This window comes from Olivibacter sitiensis DSM 17696 (assembly GCF_000427965.1).
Lineage (GTDB): Bacteria > Bacteroidota > Bacteroidia > Sphingobacteriales > Sphingobacteriaceae > Olivibacter > Olivibacter sitiensis.
Genome location: NZ_ATZA01000039.1, coordinates 28,043 through 52,290, shown reverse-complemented (window position 1 = coordinate 52,290; position 24,248 = coordinate 28,043). Strand labels below are relative to the sequence as shown.

Here is a 24,248-nt window from a genome sequence, read left to right as displayed (position 1 = left end):
TAAAACAGTTGATCATAATGGTATAGCTTGGTTTAGACTGTATTTCAGAGCTGATTCCAGCAGTATAAATAAGTCTCTATCTCTTGTGATGAAACAAATGGGCGCTTCGGAAATATATCTTAACAGCCATCTTATTGATTCAATCGGCAAAATAGACACACTAGGAAATGCCGTGTTCAAATCCGCTAAAACTAACCCCACGATATTAGTATTGAATGATACTCTGGTAAATGTATTAGCAATACGTTATCAAGTGCCCATCAATGAAAACATTGAACATAAAGACACCGGATTCATCGAGGTTGTGAATGAATCTGAAGACGACAAAGGAGACCCCGGGTTCCGTTTCTTTATTCAAAATACCGATACTTATTTGTCAAATGGACTAGGGCCACGCGTGCAGGCCAATTATATAGTCGGCATTATAATGGGTGTGTTTTTTGCATTGGGATTTATTCACTTTCTCTTATTTTGCTTTTACCCCAAAGTGAGGTACAACTTCTTTTTTGCAATATACAATCTTTCAATCAGCCTGATAGCCTATATTGTATTACGGTCATTATATAAAGAAGATATCCCTTTAACATCAAACCTGGAATACTGGGTAATATTAGGTTTTTCAGCATTTTCATTTTCATTGACAGGATTTGTAAATACTCTTTTCGGGAGAAGCAAGATCCGGCATATCATATTGCTTTTTATTCCGTTAATAGCTGTTGTAATCATGTTTTTCAATATGGAAATAGCAGGTTGGATATCGGGTTTGCACTTACTATTCGTCATATTCGAAGCATTTTACTTGATCATTCGCGCTATGTTTCGGAAAGAAAAATCTGCTTTCATTATCGGTAGTGGTCTTCTAATGTTTTTTCTCTTGACTTTGATTATATGGATTGGTGAATTATTAGGTGTGCAAGAAGAACTGGAAAACCTGTTAGGGGAAGACAAATTTTACTTTTCACTTTTTCTCATCATCAGTTTTCCAATTTCCATATCCGCCTACCTCGCCTGGCAATATGCCGCCGTAAATGTCAGCCTTCAAAAGCAACTGACGGAAGTACAACGTTTATCCGAACTTAGTGTCAAGCAGGAACAGGAAAAGCAACAGATTCTACAGGATCAGAACAAGGTATTGGAAGAACAAGTAACGGAACGAACAGCAGAATTACAGCTTGAAAAGCAAAAGGCAGACGACCTCCTACTCAACATCCTGCCACAGGAAGTAGCCAATGAATTGAAAGCAATGGGAACGACAAAAGCCCAACATTACGATGAAGTAACGGTGATATTCACAGATTTCGTCAATTTTACCGAAAATTCTGAACGTTGGGGAGCTGAAACAATGCTACGTGAATTGAACACCTATTTTACGGCCTTTGATCATATCATGGAAAAACATGGTCTGGAGAAGATAAAGACTATTGGTGATGCCTATCTCGCCGTATGTGGTCTTCCCCATCAAAATCCTGATCATGCCCGAACAACTGTTTTGGCCGCACTGGATATTCTCCAGCATGTACACGAACGGAAACTTTCCGAAGGAGATGCTTTAGACATACGCATAGGTATTCATTCCGGGCCATTGATTGCAGGAATTGTTGGTGTAAAAAAATTCGCCTATGATATTTGGGGCGATACGGTCAATACAGCGGCTCGGATGGAACAGACCAGCCTGCCGGGAAGGATCAACATTTCAGAGGATACTTATCAATTGGTCAAAGATTATTTTATTTTTGAACCAAGGGGAAGGATCAGGGCCAAAGGAAAGGGCGATTTGAATATGTATTTTGTAAACGCTCCCCTTGTTAATGATTAAACCTGCGCATATGGAATATAACACAATCAAAAAGATAATACTAAAAAAGCTAAAGGAGGAGCTGCCAGAACACCTTTCGTACCATAGTGTGGCCCATGTGAAAGATGTGGTAGCCGCAACCGAAAAAATTGCCCAAGCAGAGAACATAACAGAATCCCAGTTGACCTTACTCAAAACAGCTGCACTATTTCATGACAGTGGATTTTTGTATGGATCAAAGAACCATGAGGAAAAATCATGTGAGGTGGCGCAAGAATACCTGCCTAGCTATGGATATACGCAAGACGACATCGACCGGATAAAAGGGATGATCATGGCGACAAAAATCCCCCAATCCCCGAAGAACCACTTGGAAGAAATATTGGCAGATGCCGATCTGGATTATTTGGGAAGGGACGATTTCTTTACAATTGGCAACAGGCTCTATAATGAACTTGCCATATTTGGTATCGTGACTTCAGATAGGGCCTGGAACCTGCTTCAAGAGAAGTTCCTTGAAAGCCATCACTACTTTACGCAGACGGCAATCGCGAATAGAAGCGAGAAGAAACAAAAAAACTTGGAACTCATAAAATCGAAATTGATCGCAATGTAGCCGTCCAAACTTGTCGCTATGTAAAGTGATAATGTTCTCATTGTTCTTTATTTTTTATTGTCTGTTCTATTGAATGGCATGGTTATATCCTGACAGCTAATGAGCCAGCGGTGTTGCGCAGTGCCAGAACTCGTATCGAAGATACGAAAGCATAGGCATTGCGCAAAACGGCTTGATGTACACGAAGTCCACTTAGCGACTAAACCCATCAGGCGGTGAAAGGCACTTTTTTGCTACTATCATCATATGTGGGCTAAAGGGTAAAAGGTAAGGATCGGTTTCCGTTACCTGTATAAGTTCCATTAATGTCTTTTTCCGTTTTTCGTTTAGGATATTGGAAAAGAAGTCTTTATCAAGCCAAGCTAAGCCTTCAATCGCATAGGTGTTAAGATGGATTAATCCTTGATTGATAAACTCGTCTTTTAGTTGAGCTGGTTTGTAATAATATGCTTCGGCCAAAAGCCATGGGAAATCATCTGGCGGGTTATGTATTCCTGTAGTTAATTCTTCCTTACACATTTCAAAAAATGTCTTTTTGTGAATAAGACCATTCAATAGTCCGACCAAAGTGGAGGCTGTGTAATTAATGGCAAATGCCAATATCGTTCCGTCTTTTTTCAAAACACGCTTGGCTTCTTGAATGGTTAAATCCCTATCTTCCTTTTTTTGAAGGTGGTAAAGCGGGCCGTGTAATATGATCAGGTCTGCATAATTAGCTGGAAAGTCCAGTTTCCGGGAATCGCCCTGGTGAATGGAAAACTTATTTTTTAATTTATTGGCTTTAATTTGGGCTATTTTTATGTGTTTTGAAACGGGTTCTACCAAATGAACCTGATGTCCCTTTTTAGCAAGCCATTCTGAATATTTCCCTGTTCCTCCACCGACGTCAATTATTTTGGAAGAAGGATTAGGGCTATATTTTTCAAGGAGTGATTTAACCCTTTCAAATTCAAATATTCCCATCCCTTTATCGAGTCTGGTTTCCTCGGATGCTTTATTGTAAAAGCGTTCTATATTTTGGTTTATTAGCTGTTTACTATTCATTTTTAATTCATTGTTTTATGATCACATTCGGGATGTTGAATACAGCACAACGTGATCAAGCAATTGATTTGAAAATCAACTGTTCTTGTTTAAGATTCAATAAAATAAATGGACGTAATCACCTGTGCATCGAAGTCGAAAAGCCTCCATACGCTTACAACCCGGATTTTCAAGCGAGTTGATCCTTTGGGAAGGACACAGATAATATGTTAGAAATAGTAAATCAGGTTGCAAAGATAGGGATTATGAATTATATCTCTTTGGATTTGTTTTTTTTAAATGGTAGGCCACGCCCAGTGGCTTTACGAGGGTGAATTTTACCGCGAAACTGCCATACGAAAACGTTTCCTCCGCTTGATGCAAAAGCGCGATTAGCGGAAGCTTATTGATTCAATTTAGCAAATAAAAAATACAATATATCATTCCTAGTTAAACGCTGAATGACAAATTATTGCTCCCAATACCGAACCTGATTTTTTTCTGCATAAGTAGAATAAAATGCCGACCAAAAACATACTTATAACCCAAATTATTGTTGGGACAGTTAGAAACTTCCATTCATTGTTGATAAAAACCAATCCAAAATGCGAAATATGGACTAGAGCAAAGGCAGAACTGTCAATAATTGAAGCTTTCAAATTACCAAATGATTTTGCAAAACTCGAATGAACAATTCCCCTGAAAAATAATTCCTCCCCGATTGGACTGAATATTGGTTCTAATTTTATTAGACATATTGCCATTTAGATTCTCCAAAATTTTGAGTAAGCCAATACTTAGGAGGGTCAAGTCTGTTTTTTTATCACGAAGGAACACTTAGGTTTATTTTCTTTATTACCAAAAAAGGTTATTACCAAAATTTGGTAATTTTTTTGGTTTTGTTACCTTTGCTCTCATAGATGATTGGATGTATAACGTAAACGGTAAAACCATGATAAAATAACCTATTAAATGGTTGTAATAATTGAAGACGAGTATTTGGAAGAGCTCGTAATTAAAGGAAAGGTCAGTGGAAAGCAGAAATTTCCACAGGCTGTAATGGATCGGTTCGTGATCCGTATCAATCAAATGAAGGCAGCTAAAAATACGAATGATCTACGCAATCTTCATTCGTTACATTTTGAAAAACTGTCAGGTGATCGGGCCGGACACTATTCTATAAGGGTCAATAAAGGATGGCGTATTATATTCCATATCACAAAGGAAAATGTGCTGGAGATCATTCATGTTGAAGGACTCAGTAATCATTACGGTTAAATTAACACATTAAATATACGGCCTGCGTGTTACAGGCCATAAATTAAAGTTTTATACTATGTCACATCAAGTTTTTAACAGCAAAGGGGTGGAACTGGAAGTAAGGGCATTTCATCCAGGCATATATTTATTGGAAGAAATTGAAGAGCGGGAACTTGCCAAGAAAGATGTAGCAAAGGCATTAGGTATCCTGCCAACCAACTTAAGCGAAATTTTCGCTGGTAAGAGAAATATTTCTCCGAAAGTAGCGGTCAGGTTGGAAAAATATTTAGGTGTCAGCGCGGATTACTGGATGAACTTGCAAACCTCTTGGGATATACAGGAGGCGCGGGAATTGGAACATGTTTAATTCATGTAAAAGCATTTTTTCCATTTAACTGACGCTCGTCGCCCTCTATTGCCACTGCGATATCATCGGCAGGCTTTCTTATCAAAAATATTTGTTATGGTTTCTACAAATGGTTTTGTATAAATCCCATTCGGATCTAAATCGGGATCTAATATTGTGATTTCAATTCCAAAGGCCTTCTTATTATTTATTAATAATTCTAAAATTTCAGTAATTTCAGGATAAGTTAATCCTCCCTTTTCTCTCGAATCAACAGCAGGCATAATATTATCATTTAAAACATCAACGTCTAAATGAATAAAAAAACCATCTAGATTTTTCTCGTCAATCATTTTCAAAAAATCATTAACCACACTTTTAATTCCAATTTCTCTTAGCTTGTTCAGGTCAATATAATGAATATCAGACTCTAGCATTGGTTTTAAATATAATTCATCAAAATCACGATTTCCAATACAATAAGTGTTTTCTTCTTTAATATAGGGCTTTAATTTATCAATATTAGTAAGTTTGTCGTTTCCATTGCCCGTCACAATGGCCAAATCCATTCCGGCAACACCGCCAGTTTGAGAAAGTTCAGGCCACATATAATCAGTATGTCCATCAAGAAAAAATAAGCCGAATTCACCTATTTTTTTTAGCGCTAAACAGTTACCTATCAAAATACTGCAATCACCTCCAAGAATTATTTGAAAAAAGTTTTCATTAAACTTATCTTTTAATAGTTCACATTGTTTCTTAGCATACTGTACGATCTTGTCGGCATTTCTTACTCCTGATTTTTCGTCTAACGTCATTGAATATTCAGGAGGATCTATTCTAAAAATATTTTTAGGACATATTTTGCTGTGAAAGCCGAACTTATTTAACCAGTCTGGGAGATACTTTACGCCAGGCTCTTCTGCATAATCAGTTTTTTTTAGACCTAAGTTAGAAGGGAATTCGATCATGTTAATTTCTTTTTCGTTCATTTCAAATCAGCTTGAAGATAAAGTTTTGTGGCTTTGCCCAGTGGCGGCATTATAGCTTCCGATAGCTGTCGGGATTGATTACGAAGTACGCATCCCTCCTATTCGTGTTGTGCGCGATTTGTTTCATTGGTTCACAACGAATGTTGAGTCCCCAGCAGCTTAGTTCCTTAAAATCTTTTCCATAGCCTTTCCTTTTGCCAGTTCGTCAATTAATTTATCTAAGTAACGAATATTTCGCATTAAAGGGTATTCAATTTCCTCCACACGATAACCGCAAATTACACCGGTGATTTTCGAAACATTTGGATTTAATTGAGGTGCTTTGGAGAAGAAAGTTTCAAAATCGGTTTTATTGTCAATGTGTTGTTGCAGTGTTTGTTCATTATATCCTGTCAGCCAGAATATAATTTCATCCACTTCTGCTTTTGTACGGCCTTTTTTCTCCGCTTTTTGGATATAATGCGGGTAGACACTGGCAAAAGACATTTTGTAAACTCTCGCATTATTTTTATTGTTCATTTTTATTTTTTTTCTTGCTAAACTCTTTTATTTTCAATTGTCGGTCGGTACACCAGGATACAAATTTAGCGAAACCCTTAATTAATTAGTGATAGTATTTTCATCAATTAAATGATTGTCTAAACTCCAAAGGTGACATTTCGGTTTTGCTCTTGAACAATTTGCTGAATGACTGCGGGTATTCAAAGCCTAATTGGTAGGCTATTTCACTTACCGAAAGTGCTGTTGTGGTCAGAATGTCTTTGGCTTGCTCTATCAGCTTGTCGTGTATCAGTTGCTGTGCTGTTTGTCCGGTGAGTTGCTTCAGGCAATCGCTTAAATACTTGGGCGACAAATTGAGTTGCAGCGCCATCTCATTTACGGTCGGGAAGCCATTTTCTTCCTTTGCAAAATAGTCGTTCAATATACGTTCAAACGTATTCAAAAGCTCGCTGTTTTTTGGTTTCCGGGTAATGAATTGCCGGTTGTAATAACGGTTGCAATGGGTTAAAAGCAGATCCATGTTTGCAATGATGACGTCCTGACTGAAATTGTCTATCGGCAAGTTTGATTCTTTTTCGATTTGTGCCAAAATGGTTTCGACAGATTTTTGCTCTTCATCTGAAAGTATCAGGGCTTCGTTTACTTCGTAATCAAAAAATCCAAGGGTTTTTATTTTTTGGCTTAAGGAATAGGTTCTCAAAAAATCAGGATGGATATTCAATACCCAGCCCGCTTTCGCAAATGCAAAATCTTCATCTATAATACACACTTGCCTGGGAGCAAAACAGGAAATAATGCCTTCGTCAAAATCAAAAGGTGTCTGCCCATATTGCATTTTGCAAGGGCATTCTTTCTTTAATGTGATCTGATAGAAGTCCGAGATTAATTTTACACGCCGGTCGTTTTCCACTTTTGGTAAATCTTCAAAGCGTAGAACGCTGAATAAAGGATGTTTTGGCTTAGAAATACCCACAGCCTGATGAAACTCGGAGATGGTCTTGAAATGCATGGTCAATGTATCAGCGCTCATTTTTCCCATTTTAATGATCAAACTTACAAATTATTTACCCAATCTTTTCCTGTATGATTTGGCAAAGGTCCAGGCTAAAAAAGCATTGGGCAACAGGGCGGATAATTTTGCAGCCATCCGGTTCATTCTTCCCGATACGATGTAATGTTTCCTTTTATCCAATGCGTTCAACATTTCGTCTGCCACCTGTTCGGGTGTTTGGGTAGAACTGCTGTATTCTGAATTCAATCCTTTGCCTATTTCATTTTCTATTCCAGCAGCATGGTTGAAATTGGTTTTGGTCAATCCCGGGCAAAGCAACATGACGTGTACATTATAAGGTTTACATTCCTGGGCCAACGCCTGGGTAAAGTGCCGGACGAAAACCTTACTGGCGGAATAGGTGGTCATATAGGGAAACGGAAAAAAAGACGCCATGGAAGCTACGTTTATGATTGTTCCGCTCCTGCGCGCTTTCATTTCTTGCAGGAATAAATGGGTGAGTGCAACCAAGGACGAAATATTGAGCTGCAATAGATCTAATTCCGATTGCAAAGATAATGCAGCAAATTCACCACCGGAACCGATCCCGGCATTATTGATGAGCATGTCGATTTCCAATCCACGTTGTTGTGTTTCTGCAAAAACCTGCTCCGCTGTTTCGGGTTTTGCCAAATCGGCTGCAATGAACTGTGCATGGATGCCAAATTTTTCAGCGAGTTGTTTGCATTGAATCGCTAACTTGCCGGCATTACGGGCTACAAGCAAAAGGTTGTGCTTTCTTTCCGCCAATTTAATGGCAAGGGCCTCTCCTATTCCGCCCGAAGCTCCTGTTATTAAGACTGCTTTCATTTCCTGCTGTTTGAATATTACAAGGCAAAGTTCTGAAAGTCTGCCGTATTAAAAGTGTTCAAATGTCGGATGGTTGTGTTCAAAAACGAAGTCCGCTGTCTCTAATGGTTGACTTTGAAAGTGCTGGACTGAGTGGTCTAGACAGCCTAACTGTCAACGATTTGCGGTTCGTTACTCTCCCTGCTATATCCAGTTCTTGTTACCAAGCAATTTCGCCTGTTTCAGGATTTGTTTCTTCGCTGATGAATTTACCCGTTACCCCATCTTTGTCCAATAAGGCGTATTTTACAATGCGTTTTCCTGCTTCTTCCACTTCGCCACCATTATAACCTGTAAAATCAGTTTTCGTGTAACCCGGACAAACGGCATTTACTTTGAACGGCGTGTCCCGAAGTTCATAAGCCAAATGAACGGTAAGCATATTCAAAGCTGCTTTTGACGAACCATAAACCGCATATTTTGCAAAGTCGTAACCGAACCAATTCGGGTCGCTTTGCAGTGTAAGCGAACCAACACTTGTACTCACATTCACAATTCTTGGTTCGGTTGATTGGTATAATAAATCAATGAAAGCTTGAGTAACTCTTGCCACACCAAACACATTGGTATTAAATGCTGCAAAAAACTGTTCGCTGCTTGCCCCTAATGCGGTATAAGGTTCTCCGCCATTTATTCCCGCATTGTTAATCAACACGTCCAAAATGCCTGTTTTCTTACCGATTTCAATTCGGGCATTTTTTACCGAATTGTCATCTGTTACGTCAATTTGAATGGCTTCAACGTTTGTCAGGTTTTCGGCTTTCAGTTTCTTAACGGTTTGTAAGCCATTTTGTAAATCACGACTTCCGATGTAAACGTAAAATCCTTTTTGTACCAATTGCTTTGCTGTTTCAAAGCCGATACCTTTGTTTGCTCCTGTGATAAATGCTGACTTCATTTTTCTTGGTTTTAAATTTATGATGCAAAATTGCACCGTAAAAAAATGAAGTCATTTACCATTTGGTAAAAAGTGATTTTAGCGGATGTTCTTTCTGATTCTGCTCAATGATTGTTGGGTAACGCCTAAATACGAAGCAATATGAGAAAGTGCAACGCGATTAGCGAGTGTCGGGTAGTTTTCTAAAAATTCCAAATAGCGTGCAGTTGCGTCCTGCGAAATGACAGGGCTTTTTCTGGATTTTTGGTAAAGGCACTTTTGCACCATTTTGTTCTTGATATTGTCCCAACCTACGATTGTATAGGAAAGTTCGTCCCAATCTTGTTTTGAAAATACGATGAGTTTGCAATCGGTGCCGGCTTGTAAGTATTCGGCAGAAGTTGTATTGGCTTCAAAATTGGGGTAATCAACCACTAAATTATTTTCGGGAATAAAGCAACGGGTTATTTCCTCGCCTTTATTGTTGTAATAACAGCCACGGACAACACCGTCTACAACGAAACCGACCTGTCGGGGAATTTTACCTGCTTCGGAAAAATACGCATCTTTTCGAATCTGTATTTCAGTTACTTTGCTCGTAATAAGGTCAATTTGTTGTTGATTCAAATTGCCAAACTGCAAAATATATTCTATCAGTTCTTTCATTTTCGCAAAGTTAGTGAATGGTTTTGGCTATGATTTACCATTTGGTAAAAATGTCAGTTAAACGAAGTCCTGAACTCCAAAGGCGTTTGATTAGTTTTTTGCTTGAACAGTTTGCTGAATGATTGCGGGTGTTCAAAACCTAAATCGTAGGCAATTTCGCTTACGGACAGGTTTGTAGTGCTTAATCGTTCTTTGGCAAAATCAATCAGTTTGTTTTGAATGTGCTGTTGCGTGTTTTGTTGGGTATTCAATCGCAAAAGTGTTCCTAAATAATTGGGCGAAATAGTTAGTTGCTCCGCAATGTCTGTTACTGTCGGAATACCATTTTCCAATAACCTGCCACTTTCAAAATAGTTTAAAAGTACTTTTTCAAAACGTTCCAACAATTCGTAGTTTGATTTTTTTCGGGTTAAAAACTGACGTTCATAAAACCGTTCGGAATAAATCAGCAACATTTCAAGTTGGGCAATAATAAGTTCCTGACTGAATTTGTCAATGTTGGATTGGTATTCCCTTTCTATGTTTTGAAGAATGTCCACGATAACCTTTTCCTCTTTGTCTGAAAGAAAAAGGGCTTCATTAACGGCATACTGAAAAAAGTCGTAAGACTTTATCTTCTTCGCCAATGATGTGTTCCAAAGAAAATCGGGGTGAATGAGCAAAAGCCAACCTGTCGGCTCAACTACAATATTTTGATTGATTTCTAATTTCAAAAATTGAAGTGGCGAAACAAACACTAATACGCCCGAATTAAAATCATACTCTTGTTGTCCGTAGTTGAATTTGGCATTGATATTTCGCTTTAACCCAATAGAATAGTAATGCTGTATCCATTTCAATTCATTTTCATTAACAGGATAAGAAACCTTACTGTAGTCTATCAGGCTAATCAATGAGTGTTCAGGATTGGGCAGATTGCAGAAAGCGTGAAATTCTGCTATTGAATGAAAGTGAAATGTTTTTTCCATAACTACTAAATTAGTTTTTTTCTTTATACAAAATCATACCACCGTGATACAAAATGCCGTCTTTAAATTCCCCGTCTGCGGTAAAACCTGTGTCGTCTTTGTAATCAATATGATTTCCCGTTACCTTGTAACTACCCCGATAAGCACTTTTGCGATTTCCCCGTGCTTCATCATATCGGTTGTTGGGTAAAAGTTCGTGGCGAATATAGCCGTCCTTTGTTACCCACATTCCGATATACGCTTTGGTTTCTTCTGTTGTTTTATTTTCTTGCATTGTTGTATTTTTATTGTTTGCACAACCTATCATCAAAAACGTAATTAGGATTAGAATGCGGTGGATAAAGTGTACTCTTTCCATTGTTCAGCGTCTTCGGTGATGGTGTTAATTTTGCTTTGCAGAAGGTCAAAAGCATCTTTGCCCAAAAGCAAATGAACGGGCGGATTTTCTTCTTTGCTTATGGAAATCAAAACATCAGCAGCTTTGTCGGGGTCGTTTGGCTGATTGCCGTTAATGTTTTCAAGGTGTGCTTGTTCGGATTGTCGGGCTGCTTTGTAATCTTGAATTGGCTGTTTAGGCAAACTCAATGAGCCTTTGTTAAGAAAATCGGTACGGAAATACCCGGGATAAACAACTGAAACTTTTATGCCAAATTCTTTTGCTTCTTCTGCCAACGCTTCCGTAAATCCCGCCATTGCAAACTTGGTAGAACAATAAACGCCCCAGCCTGCGAAACTCCCGAATAATCCACCTACCGATGAAATATTGAAAATATTACCCGATCTTTGACTTCTCAGATAAGGCATCGCATTTCGGATAACATTCAACGCACCAAAAACATTGACATCAAAATTGGCTCTCGCTTCTTCGTCTGTCAGTTCTTCCAACGTGCCTAATTGTCCGTAACCCGCATTGTTTACAACTACATCAATTTTGCCAAAGTGTGCAATGCTTTTTTCAATGGCAGTTTTTACATCGCTGTTATCGGTTAGACTTACTTCAAGCGGTAAAAACATACCTGAAACCTGTCCGACTTCTTCAATCAAAGACTGCATGTCTCGTGTAGTTGCCACTACACGATAGCCGTTTTGCAATAATTTTTTCACCAAGGTAAGCCCCAAACCCTTTGACGCTCCTGTAACGAACCATACTTTTTTTGCTTCCATTTTTTTAAATTTTTTACGATTAAAATGATAGTGCAAAGATGATTGGGAACAAAATTTCTTAGGTAGCCAAATCAATGAATGATGTAGTTAAATCGTTAATTTGGTTTTTCGGTTGGCTGTAAGTCTGGACGATTTGTCTGTCGGGTATTTTTCTAAAAGTCAGCGAACGACTGCCATACACCCAGTGGAGAGTCTTTCGTTGGCTTTTTCAAGTGGTAGGACTGGGCTGTCGTTTAGCCTTGCTACCAACGGTTCGGGGCTTGGCGTAGTGCGGGACTTTTAGCACTACACTTCAATCGAAGTAACGACCTCAAATATAGCACAAAAGTTTCAATCGAAGTTGTTACCTCGCCATTTTGCAAAATCCTTATCGTGGGCAGTTTTTCTATTTCACTCGGTCTTTTTTCTTTAAATCCTCTCCTTTAACTCCACTTTCAAATTCAATTTTCGTAGATATTAATCCGTTTTCTTCTGTTGGTATTTTTGCATTAAAATGTAAGTGGGGTGTAGTTGTAAATCCTGTCATACCACAAATACCAATTACTTGTCCTTTCTCAACAAAATCCCCCAATGTAACAAGAGAGCCTTTATGGTCTAAATGTACATATTGAGTGTAAATTCCACTGTGTGGATGATAAATTGTTATATAATTACTTTTGTCATTTTCTAACCATTTTTTGCTTGTTCCATAATCTTTGTAATCTTCAATTACACCAACAATGTAACCACTGTCAACACTTGTTATAGTATCTCCAATTTTTAAATCAAAGTCTATTGCATATTGGCTATACAGCGTATTGTGAGTGAATTTTCCGTTATAGGCTTGAATGATTTTGTATTCTTTGCCTTTTGGAAAAGGATAAGCAACTTCGTTTTTCTCTATCTTTTTGTTTAAATCTCCATATCTAACAATATATTTTGTTCTATTGGTTTGATTAAAATCTGGATATTCAAACCTAATTATAGTGTCTTGTAATTCTGTTAAAGTGATATTACCAAACAAATATTCGATATTTGGGTTTAGAGAGTCTTTTCCTAATTTAATATTTACGGGACACTTAAGAGGATTTTTTAAATGGAAAGATATCGTGTCATTTTTGAATTCTCTATTGAAGTTGTATAAAAATTCATAGTAATGTTCTTGTGGTAATTTTTTCAAACTTGCACACGAAGCAAAAAATAAGATTGAAATAAAGATGATGTTTTTTCTCACGGTTGTTCTAAAATTGCCCACAACTCCCAAATATACGAAACTACCTTATTCTTAAAATCCCATAATAAATTAAAAATCAAAATCTTACCTTTTTACATTGGCAGATATTCAAAATGCGAAATATTTTGGATATACAAAATACGAAGCCTGGATTTAATCCTTCTCTTTTTAAAATTACTTTAGGAGCACACTGGGGTAAGAGAGCAACTTGCTTAGGTTTGGCTATGATCGGTTCTTAGTCTAAGTGTGGATTTTTTTAGCCTACAAAATGCCGGAAGATTGCTCCTCCGACATACCGTGTTTTCTTCTCCACTTATTTAGGAAAGATATTCCTTAAAGAAAGGAATGATCTTTTCCAAAGCCATCCCCGTTGCTTTGGGCTGGTCATATAAATCGTAATGACTTGCCCCGGGAACGACAAACAGGTCTTCGTTTTTGGAGGCCGCTCTGCCGAAAAGCTCGTAGGCGTCCCTTAAGGAGCCGAAGGCACCTGGCCTTTCCCCAGCGACGATTTGCAAAGGCTGTGTTAGCAAATGCTCTGTCAGGTGGAAAGCATCAAAACCTACCGCCGCCGCCAATCCTGAAAAAAGTAATTTATTCGGAGAATTGGGATGCTGCGGTACGCTGTTTGGCAATCGCTTCCAAAGTATGGACAGCCGCATTGGGCGAGAAATCACCCTCACGCATCAGTCGCCCGTAGTTTGCAGCAACCACCGTTGCTACGGCTTTAAATCTTCTTTCGGTCATGGCCGCACTTACGCCATATCCCACACCCCCACAGACGCCCAACACCCCAATTTTCTCTTCATCAACATAAGGCAATGTGGTCAGATAATCGGCTGCACAACGAAAACCCTCTACACGGGTTGCCGGGTCCTCAAGGAACCTCGGTTCGCCGCCACTTGCTCCCTGATGGGAAGCGTCAAATGCCAAAGTGATGAATCCTGCTTCCGACAATGCCTTGCCATATACATTGCCCGCCGTCTGATCTTTGCAGCTACTGATAGGATGTGCGCATGCAATGGCAGGGTATTTCTTGCTTTCGTCAAAGTCTTTTGGAAACTGCCGGATTCCCGCGACTTCCCAATTTCTATTTTTGAATGTTACTGATTTCATTGTCATAAAATTTTAAGCATTATTACTAATGCAAAGTTCATGACAAATGCAGTTCTGTTTCTTAAACTTTTTACCTGAATGCTTTAAAAAATTACTGATTCCGGAAAACCGTGGGAGAAATTCCTGTTTCCTTTTTAAAGAAAGTCGTAAAATAAGAGGGGTATTCAAAGCCTAGGCTATAAGCTACCTCGCTCACAGATAGCGTCGTGTTTCTGAGTTTATTTTTGGCAATTTGGATCATATATTGATGAATATGTTCCTGCGGAGAATGCCCTGTAAAGTGCTTGACCAAGTCTCCAAAATAATTGGCAGACAAATGAGCCAATTCCGCAAAATAGGAAACATTGGGAATCTGGATTTCTGCCGTTTCGTTATCATAAAAGTGCTCCAGGTTTTCATAAAAACCTGCCACCGTCTTATTGTACAGCTCTTTGCGGGATTCAAATTGCCGTTTATAAAACTGCTGGATATAGGAAAGGATTAAGGAAGCATAGGACACAACGATATCCTTGGAAAAAGGGTCACTTCGATGGTATTCCTTAAATGCTTTCTGAAATAAATCAGTAATGATTTTTTCTTCTTCTTTTGTGATAAAAAGTGCTTCGTGGTTCGTATAATGGGTAAAACTGTATTCCCGGGCAATTTTCTTCAGAAGATTTCGCTCAATCAAGATATGGTAGCCTGATACCGGGTTTTCAATACCCCATTGAACAATATCGTCTGGTTGGTCAAGATAGACGAACGATTCAGCCTGGTCAAACTCCGTCTGCCCGAAAAATTTGTTTTTATCGTAATGCAGTTTAATGGCCAATAGGTAAAAGTCAATTTTAATGGGCTCTGATTGCTTCCTGATATGGGGATGCATGTCATGTCAAATGTATTTGATTGCTCTTAAAACCAGTGATGTTGGCATATTCTGTGAACTGCTTTATGTCATATTTTTTTTCCAAAATGAGATTTCCCTTAGTTTAATAAACAAATTTAGGAATCAGAAAGCATACACGCCTTTCACTTTTTACTGATTTTTTAGAAATTTTCACGGGCGTACGAGTAATATTTCCGCTGACGTCAATCTGTGCACAGTCAAACGACACATAGAGGAACGCCACACTTAACCTTATTTTGGAGCTTGGCCAATATCCACTTCATTGAACTTTTCCTCAGCGTTTTGATGGAATGCTACTGGAACCCAGGTAGTTGCCAACCATTCCAACAACACCGTTGGAACAATGCTTAACAGCAGCATTTCGAAAATATGCCTTCTTGTCCACGGAATGAAATGTAATAATTTGTAATGGCTTGCCGTGTTCATTCTAATTGCTGTTTAAAGTCAAGATGGCATTGATTATCTTTATTGTCATCACGTTAATGTTTAAAACAAAAGGCAAACAACCAAGTCATTTGCCTTTCAAAATATAAATAAGTTCATCAATTACCTAGTGGTGTACCCCCCATTCGCAAAAATGGTTTGCCCGGTAATCCACCAACCATCGGTCACCAAAAATTCTACTAGCGGAGCGATGTCCTTAATGTCTGTCAAGCCTCCAAGGGCCGAAGCTGATTTGTGGTAGGCTACAGCATCGTCACTTTCCTGACCGTAGAAAAAAGGCGTATCCATTGGCCCTGGAGCAACGGCCGTTACAGAAATGCCTCTTGAGCCAAATTCCTTGGAAGCCGCTCTGGTAAAATGTTCTACTGGAGCTTTTGCCCCTGCATAAGTAGCATAATAGCCCGTATATGCAGCAAGCAATGAGGTCACAATCGTATTGATTTTACCGTTATCGTTCAGCTTTTTGCCTGCTTCCTGAATGAAGAAATAAGCTACCTTGGAGTTAATATCGTTCATGGTATCATATTCCTCTTCTGTAGTTTCGGCAAAAGGCTTTTTCAATACCTTTCCTACCGTATTGATAGCGATGTCAATGCCGCCAAATCGTTCGATAGCTGCGTCAAAAAGTTTAGTGATATTTTTCACATCTGTCAAATCTGCCTGGAACAAGAATGCCTCTCCTCCCCTATCCGTGATATCAGCTAATGTCTTTTCCGCATCCGCTTTCGTGCTGTCACTGTTGTAATGGATAGCTACTTTCGCACCTTTGGCTGCAAAATCACGGCTTAATAAACCGCCTAAGTTTTTTGCACCGCCCGCAATTAACACTACTTTCCCACTTAAATCGTTTCTTGCCATCTTATTGATTTTTAAAAATGTTCTACAATTGATATGGCAAAGATGGCGATGCAGAAAACATAAATCGTGGTGAACTTTTCGGAATTTCTATTTCTTGCTCCCTTTTCTGAACTGCCCGGGAGTCTGTCCAGCAAATTTCTTGAAAAACTTTGAAAAGTTAGAGGGGTCGTAGGTCAGTATCCTTGCAATTTCCGAAACGGATTTATCTGTTTGGGAAAGCATTTGTTTGGCTTGGTCAATGATTTTAAGGTCATAAAAATGACAAGGATGATTTCCGGTTTCCTTTTGTACAGTATCGGTCAAATGCTTATGGGATAGGAACAATTCACTTGCTATTTGGTTTATTTCCATGAAGTCGATTACCTTTCCCGATACTACATCAGCAACGTGTTTGTCCAAAAATTTAAAATAAGTTTGGACAATTTCCTTGCTTCTTTTTAAGATATCCTGATCTGTTTCGCTCATTCGTTTGAATTTCAAAAATAAAACAAAGATCTCGTTCCAGGACAAATTTTTATGGTGAACTTTTCGGCTTTTCTTTTTTGGGATTGGACTTTAAGTACACAAGTTGAATAGAAGCACCCACTATAAAGTCAACTATCTATTGTGTATTGCTCCTATCGCTCTATCCAACTCCGAAAGGCTGATGTACTGCTTTGGCTGGTTTTCAAATAGTCTGGGTAGCCCTTCATCTTTATAGCCAACGTGTTTTTGGTATAGCGTTCTACTTTTTCGATGTGCGGTTTGCTGATTAGTTCACTTCGGTTGATACGAAAAAAATCCAAAGGATCGAGCTGCTCTTCTATCTCTTTTAAAGTGGATTCGTTCAATACATGTTTTTTGCCTGTTGTGTCAATAGCAAAAACAAGGCCCTCATTGGCTTCAAAAAAAGCAATGTTGTCCGTTTCTAAGAAATAGATTCCCTGATGAGTGTGTACGGTAAAACGTTTCTTGTAGGACTTTTCTGCAAAGTTCTGTTCAATGAGTTTCTTCAGATTGGTCAGCAGTTTGGCTTCATCAGGTGCCGAATTTCTAAATAAAAGAAATTTATCCCAGGCTTTTTGAAAGCGCTCTTTGGAAAAAGGCTTCAGCAGATAGGCGATGCCATTGCTTTCAAAAGCATCCATCCAAAATTGGTCATAAGCGGTGATGAAAATTATGGGACACGAAACCGAAACCTCGTTGTAAATCTCAAAAGCGCTACCGTCAAGCAATTCAATGTCTGAAAATATCAAATCCACATGGGTGTTTTTAAGAAACTCGACGGCCATGTCTACGGTGTCGATTTCTGCTGCGATTTCGGTTTTTGTATCCAGTTCTTCAAGAAATCTTTTTAACTTTTTCCTTGCAGGTATTTCGTCTTCTATGAGGAGTATTTTTATCATTTCCATGATGTATGAATGAGGGGAATAGTTATCGAAAAAGCATTTTCTGATTGCTGAATTTCGATGGGGTTTTGGGACAGTAATCTATATTGTTCTTTTAGATTATTTAAGGCTCGTCCCGATGTTGCTTTGCTATTCCGCTTTAGATTTACATTGTTATAAACACAGATATTTCCATCAATATTTACATGAATACAAACAGGGTTCTCAACAGTTCCCAGATTGTGCTGAACGGCATTTTCAATGAGTAATTGTAAGGTTAGCGGCACTATGAAACCATTTGCATTTTTGTTTTCAATATTCAGTTGGTAGGCATTTCCGTATTTATGCTGTATGAGTTTGAAATATTGATTTGCGAAATCAAGTTCCTCGCTGATACTCACCAATTCTTTGTCTGACACTTGTAGCACATAGCGGTAAATATCGGCAAACTCATTCAGAAAGTCGGACGCTTTGTATTTGTCTTCTTCGATCAATTGGTCCAAAACATTCAGGTTATTGAATAAAAAATGCGGGTTGAGCTGTGTTTTAAGCTGGGTGATTCTGCTTTCTGAAAGAGCCTGATGGTACGTTGCTAACTGTTCCTGGTGTTTTTTGTTCTTATTGTAGTAATAATAGACCAGAAAAAAACTACCGTAAATAAATCCGTTCAATAAGTCGGAAAATGTAGAAAGGACAAAGGTTTCCCTGTTAAAATTTCGCTCGACATTGCCAAAGGCCCAAGCAATCGCCAATCCGCTTATCTGCATGATCAGGATATAAACCATGAGCGATAAAGCGAATATTTTCAACATTTTTTTCGCGCTGAAAACGGTTGATTTCTGCCAATGCTTGATAAAAAAAACGATAACCAAAAACAGGACACCTACCGAAACAAGTGTTGCAATAGCGGCTTCGGGAGTGAATATGTATGGATTTACCACCCCTCTTACCGAAATTCTGATATAAATAGATTGTGCATAGGCAAACAGCAAAATGAACAGCAGGAAATATCGGTTTTGGCGTATTTTATGAACTAAATTTTTCATTGGAAATCTGGTGGGACAATTTACAAAAATAGCCCTATAATTTTATGGGGCTATTTTTGAGTAGTATCTATTCGTTTAGTTTTTCTTTTCAGGAAACGATGCAATGGTGTTTCCTTTTTCGTCATAGAAGTCGAGTTGGGCATTATTTTCTTTGTCTATAAAAAACATGGCTCTTGGCATTCCTTTATCATCAAATAGAAACAGGCCATTGCTTTTACTTTTGGTCTGTCCTAATACCATTCTGTCAATATTTCCGATCAAGCCCTGTTCTTGATATTCGTAATATTTCTTCTGCATTGCTTTACGATCTGTCTTTCCCAATTCGGCCAATTCTTTGTTGATTTCACTTATTCGTGATTGATCTAGATTCGCTGGTTGGTCGATAAATGCTATACTGCTACGTACAAAACGCTCGTCTCCGACCTTATCATCCTGCATGAGTATCTGCATCACTTGGTCGCCATCATATTGGTCGTAGGTCAAGGAAACTCCAGCTGTATGGCCCTTGTCTGTTTTTCTTCCATCATAGATAAATCCGCCACATTCTATACCTTCTTCGTTAAAGAACAGCATTCCAGAACGTTTCTTTCTGCCTTCATTCGTGGGTCTGCCGTTGATTTCATCACTCCCATTTGGGAATCGATCCACATTGGTGATCACCATTTTTACGGTGCCATCTTTTTCGACGATGTTGATTCGCTCTACGTCAATCTCACTGAATTTTTGATTGCCTGTTCCTTTGAATGCCGAAGTGCTTATAAAAACCATTCCGATTACAGTGGCAAATGCAAATGCTCTTAAAAAAACTAATTCTCTGTTCATCTTTCTTTTATTTTAATTGTTTGATGAAGCAAAAGTATTGCGTTGTCATTCCCGCTTCAATGACAAAACGATGAACGTAGGAAAAAATCGGATGAGCTAAGGAAATGGTGGATTGGGTTCGGGTTTAGCAGCTACTTTGTGGTCCTACCGAAACGTTTGCCCCACCATAATGCCGAGCTGATTATTGCGGGATATTTGATTTGAATCTATTTACTTAATAGGACTTGAGGATAATATCATGTTGACATCGGCATATCGCCATGATTTATCAAAATCAGCTTTTACTTGTTGTGCTTCCATGTTTTTTTTCTGGGATATTAACGAGTTATATAACCCGCTCAGTGCCCAACCGTTTTTTTTCCATATCTGTAAGTCCTTGCGATAAACATTCTCCGCTTCCTTGTATTTTCCGGCTTTTAGCAGCACCGCTCCTAAATGATGTCTGACAGAAAAAAACCAGTCTGGAGGTTCATTATAGTTTAGATTATCTTCCATTTTAACGGCTTCTTTGAGCAAAGAAATGGAGACCTCGAATTGGTTTTGTTTTGCAGCTATTTCGGCTGATAATATGTTCATTGCAATTTGGACAAGATCTGCCGTAGTATTGATATCCCAAACAGTAAGGTCTTTCAGGCTAGTATCGGCAGCCAATGTTGTTAGGATGCTTAATTCTTTTTGTGCATTGGGTATTTCTTGTTTTCCTAAATATGCCATACCTTTTGCATAATGCCAGACTGCCTGTGGATAGACCAATTCCATTTCCGGCGGGGAAAGAGAAAGAATAGTATCCCACATCGCAAGTTTTACAGCAACATAATGGGGAATGGTATAGTAATGTTGTAATGTTCCCCACCCAGGTTGGTACATGACATCTTTTGCCGTATGTTGTTGCAATTTTTTCGCTGCTGTCCAGGCTAACTTGGAATTACCTTCTAAGGTAGCAGTTGCTGCCAGAAAATGATAATTATGGGGATAATAAGCCAGTGGATAAACGCCTTGTGCATGACAAGCGGTAGTATATATGCTGTCCACTTCCACAGCCCGAAGATTAGAAAGTGTGCCAAGATGATAATCGCCGGTATTGATATAAATATGAGAGGGCATATGCACCAAATGTCCAGCCCCCAGGACTAATGTGTCCAGCAATTTTGCACTCGCCAATGCATTCTCGGGTGTGGCAGAGGCTTCCAATGCATGGATATAAAAATGATGTGCGCCAGGATGCTTCGGATTTATTGTCATTAGATGCTCCAGTACTGCAAGCAGCTCCAATGTCCAGTCTTTGGGCTTTTTTGTTTGCTTGTCATATAGATCCCAGGGATGTATGTTCATCAATGCTTCGGCATAAAGTGCTCCAATGTCGGGATCAGAAGGGTATTGGTCGTACACTTTTTTCATCTCTGCTGCATAAGCAATATCCAAAGGTGTTCTATCTGAGGGCGGATGCTCTGAATACCTTGAAGCTAATGTGTTGATCAAGCTAATCTCTTTTGGTGTGGCATTTTTGGATAATAATTGTGCTTTCAAGGCTGCATTATAAGCCCGTTCAAAATTGTCTTCTTCCATTCCACCATTATAGTTGGGACCCAATACATAGGCATAGCCCCAGTAAGCCATAGCACATGCAGAATCCAAGCGGGTAGCTTCATAAAAAGATCTTGCCGCTTCTGCGTGATTGAAGCCATAGGACAGCATCATCCCCTGGTTAAAATACCCTTGTGCTTCTTTATTGGCCGTTGAAATTTTGAAATTAACGCCTTCCAATCCTTTAAACTTTGGGGCTTTCTTACCCGATGCATACCAATCGTTGTCGGTTGTTTTTGGGCTGTAGCAACCAATAACCTGGGTAAATTTTTCTTTTCTCTCGTTCTTGTTTTTACATCCAAATAAGAGTAAAACTGAGAATAGAGCCAAATAGATTCTATTCATAAACTATGGCTTTAATTACTTTTGGGTATAGATAGGTTTTTCATAATCGGATCACACAGGCAACATCACCCTTGCGTTCTCACACCTGCCTGCCGGCAGGCAGGGAACCATACGTGAAAGTCTCCCTCTTCCTACGGCTCTTCATATTAATCATCGCTAAGGGCTAATTAGCCCCCCGATGCACACCGGTTCACGGCTTTGCGAAGGCGGGAATCTCCTTTACTCATTTTTCTTGCGAAGCATCCCGACGCCATCAGGACACAAATTTAGTAAAACTTTATTAATGAGCAATTTAATAATATTGGCAGTTCGTTGCTATTTTTCCGCACGTTCTGCCAAAACCTCTTTTAGCGCGTTTGTTCCATTTATGGCTGATGGAAAACCTGAATAGACAGTCATCAAAAGCATTATTTCTTTTATTTCGGTTTCGGCCAGTCCGATGTTCAGTCCTGCGTTGATATGAAATTTTAGTTGTGCTTGTGCGGTTCCTAATGCTGTCAATGCCGAAATGGTTGCTATTTGTCGGTACTTCTCACTCAAATTATCTCTTGAAAAAATATCGGCATAACCATATTCAAGCGTGAATTTTACTAATTCGGGCGAAAAATCATTGTAAGCTGATTTTAATCTTTCCACTTGAAGGCTGTCCAATTTAGATAATTCTTGTTCGCCTAATTTTAATCGGTTGGTTTGATTGTTTTTGGTCGCTGTTTTTCCGATTTCGTCTTTAATTCCGTTTTTTTTTTCCTTTCTGCCAAAACTTCTTTTAAAGCATTCATTGCGTTTATGCAACTCGGGAAACCTGAATAAACGGACATTTGCAAAATCACCTCTTTTACTTCGTTGATTGAACTTTCTGTATTTAACGCACCATTTATATGGACTTTTAACTGTGGTTGTGCGTTTCCAATTGCTGTTAAAGCCGCAACAACGGCAATTTCTTTCGATTTTAGGTCAAGACCATCTCTTGAATAGATGTCTCCGAAAGCATATTCGATGATGTAGGTTCCCAAATCGGGCGAAATATCTTTCAGACTTTCGATTACCTTTTCTCCTGCCTCTCCGTCAATTTCTTGGAGTTTTTTCCACCCCGTTTTAAACCTTTCTGATTGCATATTTTCCGATGACTTTATTTGTCCGTTCACTTTTACTGTCATTAAAAGCAAAAACGAAATGTTTATAATTACTTTCATTTTTTTCGGACAAAATTAGTCGTGAAACGATCTGTATTGTTAGGACTTCTTTCGGCTTTTCAGGCACTTTTCCAGAAAGTTTGCAGGCGAAATATTGGTTTTCTTTTTGAAAATTCTTGAAAAATAAGAGCTGTCTTCAAAGCCAAGTTTAAAAGCTATTTCGCTTGTGTTTAACGATGAATAAAGCAAAAGCCTTTTGGCTTCCGTTATTTTCAGATCCAATTGGAGTTGTTTGGCAGTCAATCCGGTTTCGTCTTTACACAATTGGTTTAGCGTTTCGGTCGAAAGGTTGAGTTTTTCTGCGTATTGCTCTATTGTGAAGTTTTTATCGTAGTTTTCCGTTATCAGTTTTTTGTACTGAATAATCGTATGACCTAGTTTGTTGGGCCGTATTTCAGGCCTTGATAAAAGCGAGATAAGGTAGGGAATAGCGGTCAGTTGGTTATTCTCCGATGTCATCCGCTTAAATATTTCATTGACAAATGGAATGTCATCCGTTTTTAAATCAACGAAAGGCATGGAAAAGTCGATATTAAGCTGCTTGGCAAGATGTTCTTCAATCAGTAAAAAATATCCACGACTGTCAACAGAATAATTCCAATTGTGAATTTGTTTGGTATTAATGGTAAAAATTCGATTTGACAGGATTTCGTATTCGTCAAAGTCAATGACGTTTATTCCGTTTCCTTGTGTGAACCAAACCAATGAATAGAAACCGTGTCTGTGTGGCCATTCAATATCAGGGTCAGGCGTATCTTCAAAAACTCCGACATAATACTCTTTCGGTTTAACCAGACTAGGAATGATGTCGTTAATTTGATAGATTTTCATTTAAACACGGTGTTCGTTGCAATGACCACTAATGGTTTGGCTATAGAATGTTAGTGGCTGCTCTTCTTTTTCAATTTAGTTAGAGTTTCTTCAATCAGCTCCATACGTTTTTTCACTTTTTCAGCCGAAGCGTCCAACGTATACCCTTCATCCAAAAGTTCTTTGACAAGCAACATTTTTTTGATGTTCTCGTAATTGTATCGTCTATTTTTACCTTCTTCTTCTGTTAGGCTTACAATGATGCCTTTTTCTTCCCAATATCGAATTTGTCGTGTAGGAATACCTGTAATTTGAGCAACTTCTCCAATTCCGACAACTAACTTTTCTAAAAAGTCGAAGTCAAAAGAAAGATCTTTGTCTGTTTTCGATTTACCCATTTTGTAAATTATCTACAATCTATGTTGCAAATATAAAATAAATGGTTTTATTTTGAAA

The 24,248-nt window shown here is 38.6% G+C and carries 30 protein-coding genes; 4 read left to right on the top strand and 26 right to left on the bottom strand.

Features of this window, described 5'->3' with window-relative positions:
- Window positions 1-88 precede the first annotated feature (88 nt).
- Window positions 89-1,816 (top strand): adenylate/guanylate cyclase domain-containing protein, encoded by a 1,728-nt coding sequence (locus tag A37S_RS26370; protein WP_051293258.1) that lies wholly within the window; start codon window positions 89-91, stop codon window positions 1,814-1,816.
- 10 nt (window positions 1,817-1,826) lie between these two features.
- Window positions 1,827-2,411 carry an HD domain-containing protein gene (locus A37S_RS0117155; protein WP_028298058.1) on the top strand — a complete coding sequence of 195 codons (585 nt, stop codon included), beginning with the start codon at window positions 1,827-1,829 and terminating at the stop codon, window positions 2,409-2,411.
- 192 nt (window positions 2,412-2,603) lie between these two features.
- Here the strand turns inward: A37S_RS0117155 and A37S_RS0117150 are convergent, their stop codons facing one another.
- Window positions 2,604-3,455, bottom strand: a complete 852-nt coding sequence (locus tag A37S_RS0117150; protein WP_028298057.1) for a class I SAM-dependent methyltransferase — start codon at window positions 3,453-3,455, stop codon at window positions 2,604-2,606.
- A gap of 425 nt (window positions 3,456-3,880) precedes the next feature.
- Complete coding sequence (locus A37S_RS28330) at window positions 3,881-4,198, bottom strand: CPBP family intramembrane glutamic endopeptidase (RefSeq protein WP_211229815.1); 318 nt, start codon at window positions 4,196-4,198, stop codon at window positions 3,881-3,883.
- Window positions 4,199-4,406: 208 nt separating this feature from the next.
- On the opposite strand from A37S_RS28330, the gene A37S_RS0117135 reads away from it, so the two are divergent.
- Together A37S_RS0117135 and A37S_RS0117130 are read left to right on the top strand one after the other, a co-directional pair.
- Window positions 4,407-4,712: a type II toxin-antitoxin system RelE/ParE family toxin gene (locus A37S_RS0117135; RefSeq protein ID WP_028298056.1), complete on the top strand. Its 306-nt coding sequence runs from the start codon at window positions 4,407-4,409 to the stop codon at window positions 4,710-4,712.
- 58 nt (window positions 4,713-4,770) lie between these two features.
- Complete coding sequence (locus A37S_RS0117130) at window positions 4,771-5,061, top strand: HigA family addiction module antitoxin (protein WP_051293257.1); 291 nt, start codon at window positions 4,771-4,773, stop codon at window positions 5,059-5,061.
- 62 nt (window positions 5,062-5,123) lie between these two features.
- Here the strand turns inward: A37S_RS0117130 and A37S_RS0117125 are convergent, their stop codons facing one another.
- The 24 genes from A37S_RS0117125 to A37S_RS0117015 form a co-directional block, all read right to left on the bottom strand.
- Entirely contained in the window at window positions 5,124-6,032 is a 909-nt protein-coding gene (locus A37S_RS0117125) for an arginase family protein (RefSeq protein ID WP_028298054.1), read from the bottom strand.
- A gap of 159 nt (window positions 6,033-6,191) precedes the next feature.
- A complete protein-coding gene (locus A37S_RS0117120; RefSeq protein WP_028298053.1) occupies window positions 6,192-6,551 on the bottom strand; it encodes a DUF2200 domain-containing protein in 360 nt (119 codons plus the stop codon).
- 103 nt (window positions 6,552-6,654) lie between these two features.
- On the bottom strand, window positions 6,655-7,563 hold the full coding sequence (locus A37S_RS0117115; RefSeq protein ID WP_028298052.1) for a helix-turn-helix domain-containing protein: 909 nt from the start codon (window positions 7,561-7,563) through the stop codon (window positions 6,655-6,657).
- Between the two features lie 30 nt (window positions 7,564-7,593).
- A complete protein-coding gene (locus A37S_RS25090; protein WP_051293256.1) occupies window positions 7,594-8,394 on the bottom strand; it encodes an SDR family NAD(P)-dependent oxidoreductase in 801 nt (266 codons plus the stop codon).
- 199 nt (window positions 8,395-8,593) lie between these two features.
- On the bottom strand, window positions 8,594-9,331 hold the full coding sequence (locus A37S_RS0117105) for an SDR family oxidoreductase (RefSeq protein ID WP_028298051.1): 738 nt from the start codon (window positions 9,329-9,331) through the stop codon (window positions 8,594-8,596).
- 78 nt (window positions 9,332-9,409) lie between these two features.
- Window positions 9,410-9,976, bottom strand: coding sequence for a Crp/Fnr family transcriptional regulator (locus A37S_RS0117100; RefSeq protein ID WP_028298050.1), 567 nt, complete (start codon window positions 9,974-9,976; stop codon window positions 9,410-9,412).
- A gap of 53 nt (window positions 9,977-10,029) precedes the next feature.
- On the bottom strand, window positions 10,030-10,944 hold the full coding sequence (locus tag A37S_RS0117095; RefSeq protein WP_028298049.1) for a helix-turn-helix domain-containing protein: 915 nt from the start codon (window positions 10,942-10,944) through the stop codon (window positions 10,030-10,032).
- Between the two features lie 10 nt (window positions 10,945-10,954).
- On the bottom strand, window positions 10,955-11,218 hold the full coding sequence (locus A37S_RS0117090) for an Atu4866 domain-containing protein (protein WP_028298048.1): 264 nt from the start codon (window positions 11,216-11,218) through the stop codon (window positions 10,955-10,957).
- A gap of 50 nt (window positions 11,219-11,268) precedes the next feature.
- Window positions 11,269-12,108, bottom strand: a complete 840-nt coding sequence (locus tag A37S_RS0117085; protein ID WP_028298047.1) for an SDR family NAD(P)-dependent oxidoreductase — start codon at window positions 12,106-12,108, stop codon at window positions 11,269-11,271.
- Between the two features lie 385 nt (window positions 12,109-12,493).
- Window positions 12,494-13,321 (bottom strand): M23 family metallopeptidase, encoded by an 828-nt coding sequence (locus tag A37S_RS26365; RefSeq protein WP_169719521.1) that lies wholly within the window; start codon window positions 13,319-13,321, stop codon window positions 12,494-12,496.
- A gap of 317 nt (window positions 13,322-13,638) precedes the next feature.
- Window positions 13,639-13,899 (bottom strand): alpha/beta hydrolase family protein, encoded by a 261-nt coding sequence (locus A37S_RS27805; protein WP_211229814.1) that lies wholly within the window; start codon window positions 13,897-13,899, stop codon window positions 13,639-13,641.
- A gap of 16 nt (window positions 13,900-13,915) precedes the next feature.
- Entirely contained in the window at window positions 13,916-14,437 is a 522-nt protein-coding gene (locus A37S_RS25080) for an alpha/beta hydrolase (RefSeq protein ID WP_211229813.1), read from the bottom strand.
- A gap of 91 nt (window positions 14,438-14,528) precedes the next feature.
- Complete coding sequence (locus A37S_RS25075) at window positions 14,529-15,302, bottom strand: helix-turn-helix domain-containing protein (RefSeq protein ID WP_157278767.1); 774 nt, start codon at window positions 15,300-15,302, stop codon at window positions 14,529-14,531.
- A gap of 252 nt (window positions 15,303-15,554) precedes the next feature.
- A complete protein-coding gene (locus A37S_RS27180) occupies window positions 15,555-15,749 on the bottom strand; it encodes a hypothetical protein (RefSeq protein WP_157278765.1) in 195 nt (64 codons plus the stop codon).
- A 120-nt stretch (window positions 15,750-15,869) separates the two neighbouring features.
- Window positions 15,870-16,625, bottom strand: coding sequence for an SDR family oxidoreductase (locus A37S_RS0117055; RefSeq protein WP_028298046.1), 756 nt, complete (start codon window positions 16,623-16,625; stop codon window positions 15,870-15,872).
- An 87-nt stretch (window positions 16,626-16,712) separates the two neighbouring features.
- Window positions 16,713-17,090 carry a helix-turn-helix domain-containing protein gene (locus A37S_RS0117050; RefSeq protein WP_028298045.1) on the bottom strand — a complete coding sequence of 126 codons (378 nt, stop codon included), beginning with the start codon at window positions 17,088-17,090 and terminating at the stop codon, window positions 16,713-16,715.
- 152 nt (window positions 17,091-17,242) lie between these two features.
- Window positions 17,243-18,010: a LytR/AlgR family response regulator transcription factor gene (locus tag A37S_RS0117045; RefSeq protein WP_028298044.1), complete on the bottom strand. Its 768-nt coding sequence runs from the start codon at window positions 18,008-18,010 to the stop codon at window positions 17,243-17,245.
- Window positions 18,007-19,038 (bottom strand): sensor histidine kinase, encoded by a 1,032-nt coding sequence (locus tag A37S_RS0117040; protein WP_028298043.1) that lies wholly within the window; start codon window positions 19,036-19,038, stop codon window positions 18,007-18,009. The genes A37S_RS0117045 and A37S_RS0117040 overlap by 4 nt, the downstream gene beginning before the upstream one ends.
- 75 nt (window positions 19,039-19,113) lie before the next feature.
- A complete protein-coding gene (locus tag A37S_RS0117035) occupies window positions 19,114-19,860 on the bottom strand; it encodes a hypothetical protein (protein ID WP_028298042.1) in 747 nt (248 codons plus the stop codon).
- 210 nt (window positions 19,861-20,070) lie between these two features.
- Window positions 20,071-21,789, bottom strand: coding sequence for a tetratricopeptide repeat protein (locus A37S_RS0117030; protein ID WP_028298041.1), 1,719 nt, complete (start codon window positions 21,787-21,789; stop codon window positions 20,071-20,073).
- Window positions 21,790-22,104: 315 nt separating this feature from the next.
- On the bottom strand, window positions 22,105-22,425 hold the full coding sequence (locus tag A37S_RS27800) for a carboxymuconolactone decarboxylase family protein (protein ID WP_211229812.1): 321 nt from the start codon (window positions 22,423-22,425) through the stop codon (window positions 22,105-22,107).
- A 41-nt stretch (window positions 22,426-22,466) separates the two neighbouring features.
- Complete coding sequence (locus tag A37S_RS27795) at window positions 22,467-22,982, bottom strand: carboxymuconolactone decarboxylase family protein (protein WP_211229811.1); 516 nt, start codon at window positions 22,980-22,982, stop codon at window positions 22,467-22,469.
- Between the two features lie 39 nt (window positions 22,983-23,021).
- The gene (locus A37S_RS0117020) at window positions 23,022-23,813 is read right to left on the bottom strand and encodes an AraC family transcriptional regulator (RefSeq protein WP_028298040.1); all 792 of its coding nucleotides are present in this window, start codon (window positions 23,811-23,813) and stop codon (window positions 23,022-23,024) included.
- Between the two features lie 50 nt (window positions 23,814-23,863).
- On the bottom strand, window positions 23,864-24,190 hold the full coding sequence (locus A37S_RS0117015; RefSeq protein ID WP_028298039.1) for a MerR family transcriptional regulator: 327 nt from the start codon (window positions 24,188-24,190) through the stop codon (window positions 23,864-23,866).
- Window positions 24,191-24,248 lie beyond the last annotated feature (58 nt).

Coding starts and splice junctions, on each gene's coding strand:
- A37S_RS26370 (WP_051293258.1), top strand. CDS start 89: ATGAAACAAATGGGCGCTTCGGAAATATATCTTAACAGCCATCTTATT.
- A37S_RS0117155 (WP_028298058.1), top strand. CDS start 1,827: ATGGAATATAACACAATCAAAAAGATAATACTAAAAAAGCTAAAGGAG.
- A37S_RS0117150 (WP_028298057.1), bottom strand. CDS start 3,455: ATGAATAGTAAACAGCTAATAAACCAAAATATAGAACGCTTTTACAAT.
- A37S_RS28330 (WP_211229815.1), bottom strand. CDS start 4,198: ATGGCAATATGTCTAATAAAATTAGAACCAATATTCAGTCCAATCGGG.
- A37S_RS0117135 (WP_028298056.1), top strand. CDS start 4,407: ATGGTTGTAATAATTGAAGACGAGTATTTGGAAGAGCTCGTAATTAAA.
- A37S_RS0117130 (WP_051293257.1), top strand. CDS start 4,771: ATGTCACATCAAGTTTTTAACAGCAAAGGGGTGGAACTGGAAGTAAGG.
- A37S_RS0117125 (WP_028298054.1), bottom strand. CDS start 6,032: ATGAACGAAAAAGAAATTAACATGATCGAATTCCCTTCTAACTTAGGT.
- A37S_RS0117120 (WP_028298053.1), bottom strand. CDS start 6,551: ATGAACAATAAAAATAATGCGAGAGTTTACAAAATGTCTTTTGCCAGT.
- A37S_RS0117115 (WP_028298052.1), bottom strand. CDS start 7,563: ATGAGCGCTGATACATTGACCATGCATTTCAAGACCATCTCCGAGTTT.
- A37S_RS25090 (WP_051293256.1), bottom strand. CDS start 8,394: ATGAAAGCAGTCTTAATAACAGGAGCTTCGGGCGGAATAGGAGAGGCC.
- A37S_RS0117105 (WP_028298051.1), bottom strand. CDS start 9,331: ATGAAGTCAGCATTTATCACAGGAGCAAACAAAGGTATCGGCTTTGAA.
- A37S_RS0117100 (WP_028298050.1), bottom strand. CDS start 9,976: ATGAAAGAACTGATAGAATATATTTTGCAGTTTGGCAATTTGAATCAA.
- A37S_RS0117095 (WP_028298049.1), bottom strand. CDS start 10,944: ATGGAAAAAACATTTCACTTTCATTCAATAGCAGAATTTCACGCTTTC.
- A37S_RS0117090 (WP_028298048.1), bottom strand. CDS start 11,218: ATGCAAGAAAATAAAACAACAGAAGAAACCAAAGCGTATATCGGAATG.
- A37S_RS0117085 (WP_028298047.1), bottom strand. CDS start 12,108: ATGGAAGCAAAAAAAGTATGGTTCGTTACAGGAGCGTCAAAGGGTTTG.
- A37S_RS25080 (WP_211229813.1), bottom strand. CDS start 14,437: ATGAAATCAGTAACATTCAAAAATAGAAATTGGGAAGTCGCGGGAATC.
- A37S_RS25075 (WP_157278767.1), bottom strand. CDS start 15,302: ATGCATCCCCATATCAGGAAGCAATCAGAGCCCATTAAAATTGACTTT.
- A37S_RS27180 (WP_157278765.1), bottom strand. CDS start 15,749: ATGAACACGGCAAGCCATTACAAATTATTACATTTCATTCCGTGGACA.
- A37S_RS0117055 (WP_028298046.1), bottom strand. CDS start 16,625: ATGGCAAGAAACGATTTAAGTGGGAAAGTAGTGTTAATTGCGGGCGGT.
- A37S_RS0117050 (WP_028298045.1), bottom strand. CDS start 17,090: ATGAGCGAAACAGATCAGGATATCTTAAAAAGAAGCAAGGAAATTGTC.
- A37S_RS0117045 (WP_028298044.1), bottom strand. CDS start 18,010: ATGATAAAAATACTCCTCATAGAAGACGAAATACCTGCAAGGAAAAAG.
- A37S_RS0117040 (WP_028298043.1), bottom strand. CDS start 19,038: ATGAAAAATTTAGTTCATAAAATACGCCAAAACCGATATTTCCTGCTG.
- A37S_RS0117035 (WP_028298042.1), bottom strand. CDS start 19,860: ATGAACAGAGAATTAGTTTTTTTAAGAGCATTTGCATTTGCCACTGTA.
- A37S_RS0117030 (WP_028298041.1), bottom strand. CDS start 21,789: ATGAATAGAATCTATTTGGCTCTATTCTCAGTTTTACTCTTATTTGGA.
- A37S_RS27795 (WP_211229811.1), bottom strand. CDS start 22,982: ATGAAAGTAATTATAAACATTTCGTTTTTGCTTTTAATGACAGTAAAA.
- A37S_RS0117020 (WP_028298040.1), bottom strand. CDS start 23,813: ATGAAAATCTATCAAATTAACGACATCATTCCTAGTCTGGTTAAACCG.
- A37S_RS0117015 (WP_028298039.1), bottom strand. CDS start 24,190: ATGGGTAAATCGAAAACAGACAAAGATCTTTCTTTTGACTTCGACTTT.